Here is a 4,424-nt window from a genome sequence, read left to right on the forward strand (position 1 = left end):
AGGCATTTTGTTTGTGTGCCCTTTGATGGAGCAGGCAGCGTGCTTTAGTAGTGGTTTACATATTGATCATTCCCGGAAAAACTCCGCAAAATCGGAGAGTTTATCAATAATCGGGGTGGCACACTTTTAGATGCCATTATCCAACTTCATGATACAGCTTTATAGTTAATCAACATATTTTAATTGAATGCAATATTTGTAATTGCTTTGTAAGGATGTTGTTGTGTTGTGTATTATATTTACAATGATATCAATACTCTATTTAATTACTTCGTTTAAATATATTTACATTCGGGAGTAGGAATATCCATGTTGGCATTGGCTGTGTTGTTTGGTTTATTAGTTTGGCTTGGTCTGACAGTTTTGGCTGCTTATTTATGCGGAAAGCTTACTTCGAAGCTGGGTTTGGGAAGATGGATAGGCCGGTTTGTAGGGTTTATGCTGCTGATGGGGTCTGTATTTGTTTATTGGACTTGGGAATTTATGGCAGTTAAGAATTATATAGAAAAAAAATGTCATGACGAAGCTGGTGTAAAGATATATGTAGATTCTAAGGAGTGGCGTAGATTATCTAACTCAAATATGGAAAATTCAGCAATCTTTGATCATCATATTAAACTTAATTCGAAAAAATATTATATAGATAGAAAAGAACTTTTTTCAATAGGAAAAATAACAGATAGACTGATCTTGTTTTATGTTCCCTCTAATGGTGAAGATATGATGTATACAAAAAAGAATAAACAAATAATTATAGATATTAACACAGATAAAAAAAATAATAGAAATAACATATTTTACAGCTGGTGTAGGACAAGAATCAGATAATTCATATAAATTATGGTTAAATAATATAGACGACTGCTCTTCAGGTGTACTAGAAGATTTTGAGGAAAAGTTACAATTTTACTTAAATTAATTTTAAAGGGGCAGGATAATGAATTCATTGTTAATAAATTTTGTATATCTATCGGTTGCAAGCTATGCGAATTTATCTAATTTTGAAAAATCAGATGAAACTGGTAAATTTTTCAATGCGCTAAATGATGTTAAGATTTGAGCATTCTCAAGAACGATGCGGCTTCGCATGCCTTTCGGTATTCTTGACAACCTTCAGCAATCCCCAAATGGATCTTCAAGCAAAAAACGAAAGTGTAAACAATGTTAGGATTTTCTACATCAACCTCATTCTGGCCTTTTTCTGTTATGAAAAGTTGCACTTCAAATTTGAATCAGCTCCTGTCTAAAAACTACGACACTTAAAATTTTGGTTCTAAGCTAATAAAACTGAATTTATTTACATACAGGAATAGGAATATTCATGTTGGGATTAGCCGTATTGTTTGGTTTGTCAGTCTGGATTGGTCTGACGGTTTTGGCCGCTTATTTATGCGGAAAGCTTACTTCGAAGCTGGGTTTGGGAAGACGGATAGGCCGGTTTGTCGGGTTTATGTTGCTGATGGGCGGCTGGATGGTTAGTTGGGCTATGGAATATTGGACGATTCGGCAGACTGCGCAGGCGATATGTAAAGATGCGGGTATTACGGTCTATATGACGCCTGAAGATTGGAGAAGGAGAATTGGTGACCAAGAATGGAGGAGTTTAAAGCTTGTTCAAGAATATGTGGAAAGTAACAAGGAACTAATATTTGAAAATAGAGTGTATAAGATAGCTTACAAATTTAATGATAGAGTTTTTTTATATGAAAGTCATTCATATAAGAAGAGAGTTTCATCTTATTATAGGGTAATATTCGATAAAGAAGATGGAATCGTATTATTTAAATCAATTAGAGCTAGTGTAAGCAAACCTGCAATAGCCAACAGTCTTGAAGGACTCAAATTTTGGATGGAAACAATACCGGATTGTTATAAGCTGGGGGATTCGGAATTATTAAACGAATACTTGGGTTTATAAAATAATCGAATTTCAATCCCAACCGAATGCTGTGAACAGGTTCCGCCAGTTGTTGTCCGGATTGGCTTCGAGGGTAATGGTTTGTTGGGTGTGTGGGTGGGTGAAACTCAGGCTGCGGGCGTGCAGCATCAAGCGGTTGGTGCCGCAGAATGCGGCAACGGCGCGGTTTTGGCGGCCGTCGCCGTGGGTGGTGTCGCCGATAATGGGGTGGAAGATGTGTTTCATGTGGCGGCGCAGTTGGTGGCGGCGGCCGGTGTGTGGCGTGAGGGCGAGCCATGAGTAGCGTGAGGTGGGGTAGCGGGGGGCGGATTGAAACGGCAGCTCGGCCACGGCAAGGCTTTGCCAATCGGTTATGGCGCTTTGGGCGGCTTTTTCGGGGTGGATGTGCGTTGCGCCGTAGGCATCGTATTCTTCTTTGAGGGGATAGTTGATGGTGCCACTGCCTTGTAGATGGCCGCGTACTACGGCCCAATAGGTTTTTCGGATGTGCTGGTGTTCGAATTGTTCGGTCAGCAGGCGGGCGGTGTGTGGGTTGAGGGCGAGCAGGAGTGCGCCGGATGTGGGGCGGTCAAGGCGGTGGATTGGGTAAACGTGTTGCCCGATTTGGTTGCGCAGGGTTTGCAGCACGAAGCGGGTTTCTTGGGGGGAAATGGGGCTGCGGTGTACCAGCATGCCGGCGGGTTTGTTTACGGCGATGCAGGTTTCATCGCGGTAGAGGATTTCGAGCATATCGGGCGGAAAAAAATACCCTTGAGAATCAAGGGTTGTGAAAAGCACTTCATTTGGAGTAGAAGTATATGAAAAGTTGCATTTCTTATTCTAAACGGATAAAGGATAAATAGCCAGCTTTTATGAATATCATTGATATGAATGTGGAAAATGCACAACGGATATTGGTGATGACTTTCCGGTTTGGCTGGACAATGCCTGTCTGAAAGGGTTTCAGACAGGCATTGTCCAGTTTAAATATTGGGCTTTTTATGCTTATTGTATTCTTCGGCATATGTTTTGCCCCAATGGTGCATGGCTTCAATCACGGGCATTAGGGTGAGGCCCAGCTCGGTGATGGAGTATTCTACTTTGGGCGGTTTTTGCGGATATACCTCGCGGTGAACGATGCCGTCTGCTTCTAATTCGCGCAGTTGCAGCGTGAGCATGCGCTGGGTGATGGGTGCCAAAATTCGCTGTAATTCGTTGAAACGCCGGGTTTGGGTGTTGAGATGATACAGAATCAATACTTTCCATTTGCTGTTGATGATCTCGAGCGTGGTGCGTACGGGGCAGGAGCCTGCGGCAAGATCGTGTTCGTCGACGTGTATGCCCATGTGTGGTTTCCTCGGGTTGGCAGTATAAAAAATGTGCGTACTTGTTAATTGGCTCGTACTGCGTACAATACACCTAAAGCGATAGAAAACCTAGTATCTGTAATGATGTTCAGACAGGCATAGGTTCGGATTATAACGAAAGGACATGACATGCGTAATGTACGCCAAATTTACCGCGCCGACAGCCAACACTGGGTGGGCGACGGCTTTCTGGTTCAGCCTTTGTTTTCACACATGGGCGAAGACCGCGGCACTGATCCGTTTCTGATGCTGGATTATGCCGCGCCTTACCGATTCGCGCCCAATTGCGGGCAGCCGCACGGCGTGGGGCAACACCCGCACAAAGGTTTTGAAACCGTAACCATCGCTTATCAGGGCGAGGTAGCCCACCGGGATTCAGCCGGCGGTGGCGGGGTTATCAAAGAAGGCGATGTGCAATGGATGACGGCTGGTGCCGGCATCATTCACGAAGAATTCCATTCCGAAGCTTTCAGCAAAACGGGCGGCATGTTTGAAATAGTGCAGTTATGGGTGAACCTGCCTGCTAAAGACAAAAATGCGCCCGCCCGCTATCAGCATCTTGTTAAAGAAAATATTCCTGTGGTGCCGCTGCCCAACCAAGCCGGCCATTTGCGTCTGATTGCGGGCGAACATGAAGGCATCAAAGGTGCGGCCGACACATTTACCGAAATGAATGTGTGGGATGTGGTGGTGAATGCAGGCAGTGAAGCGGTGATTGCTGTTCCCGAAACACACAGTTTGTCTATGGTGGTGTTGCGCGGTAACGCGGTGTTTAACGGCAAAGAGCGGGTCGGGTCGGGGCAGTTGGTCGGTTTTGAGCAAGGCGGCGGCGAGGTGCGTATTAAAGCGGAAGGTGGCGAAGTGAAAATCCTGTTGCTTTCCGGTGTGCCGATTGCCGAGCCGGTAGTGGGTTACGGCCCGTTTGTTATGAACACTGAGGAAGAAATTCGCCAAGCTGTTAAAGACTTTAAAAGCGGGTGTTTTGGCAGCATTCATTAATTCGGTTGGTCATAAAAAAGCGGACAAGTGTGTATTTTGTCCGCTTTTTTCAGACAGGCATATTGATAGTGAATCAATTTAAAAATTGGTATGGCAACGCGCACCTTTAATTTTTTTTGTATTCCCGTTATTTTAAGATTGCGCTTTATGGCCGCGCGGCC

At 44.2% G+C, this 4,424-nt stretch carries 5 protein-coding genes; 3 read left to right on the forward strand and 2 right to left on the reverse strand.

Translation table 11 applies throughout. The annotated features are described in order from the left end of the window. The first annotated feature begins 309 nt into the window (after positions 1 to 309). The gene (locus HMPREF9370_RS01225; protein WP_009115430.1) at positions 310 to 828 is read left to right on the forward strand and encodes a hypothetical protein; all 519 of its coding nucleotides are present in this window, start codon (positions 310 to 312) and stop codon (positions 826 to 828) included. A gap of 493 nt (positions 829 to 1,321) precedes the next feature. Next, the gene (locus HMPREF9370_RS01230) at positions 1,322 to 1,918 is read left to right on the forward strand and encodes a hypothetical protein (RefSeq protein WP_009115432.1); all 597 of its coding nucleotides are present in this window, start codon (positions 1,322 to 1,324) and stop codon (positions 1,916 to 1,918) included. Between the two features lie 12 nt (positions 1,919 to 1,930). Here the strand turns inward: HMPREF9370_RS01230 and truC are convergent, their stop codons facing one another. After that, the gene (gene truC, locus HMPREF9370_RS01235; protein WP_009115433.1) at positions 1,931 to 2,647 is read right to left on the reverse strand and encodes a tRNA pseudouridine(65) synthase TruC; all 717 of its coding nucleotides are present in this window, start codon (positions 2,645 to 2,647) and stop codon (positions 1,931 to 1,933) included. A gap of 233 nt (positions 2,648 to 2,880) precedes the next feature. Further along, a complete protein-coding gene (locus tag HMPREF9370_RS01240) occupies positions 2,881 to 3,243 on the reverse strand; it encodes a winged helix-turn-helix transcriptional regulator (RefSeq protein WP_009115434.1) in 363 nt (120 codons plus the stop codon). 150 nt (positions 3,244 to 3,393) lie between these two features. On the opposite strand from HMPREF9370_RS01240, the gene HMPREF9370_RS01245 reads away from it, so the two are divergent. Beyond that, positions 3,394 to 4,263, forward strand: a complete 870-nt coding sequence (locus HMPREF9370_RS01245) for a pirin family protein (RefSeq protein ID WP_009115435.1) — start codon at positions 3,394 to 3,396, stop codon at positions 4,261 to 4,263. Positions 4,264 to 4,424: the final 161 nt, after the last annotated feature.

The organism is Neisseria wadsworthii 9715 (assembly GCF_000227765.1).
Classification (GTDB): Bacteria; Pseudomonadota; Gammaproteobacteria; order Burkholderiales; family Neisseriaceae; genus Neisseria; species Neisseria wadsworthii.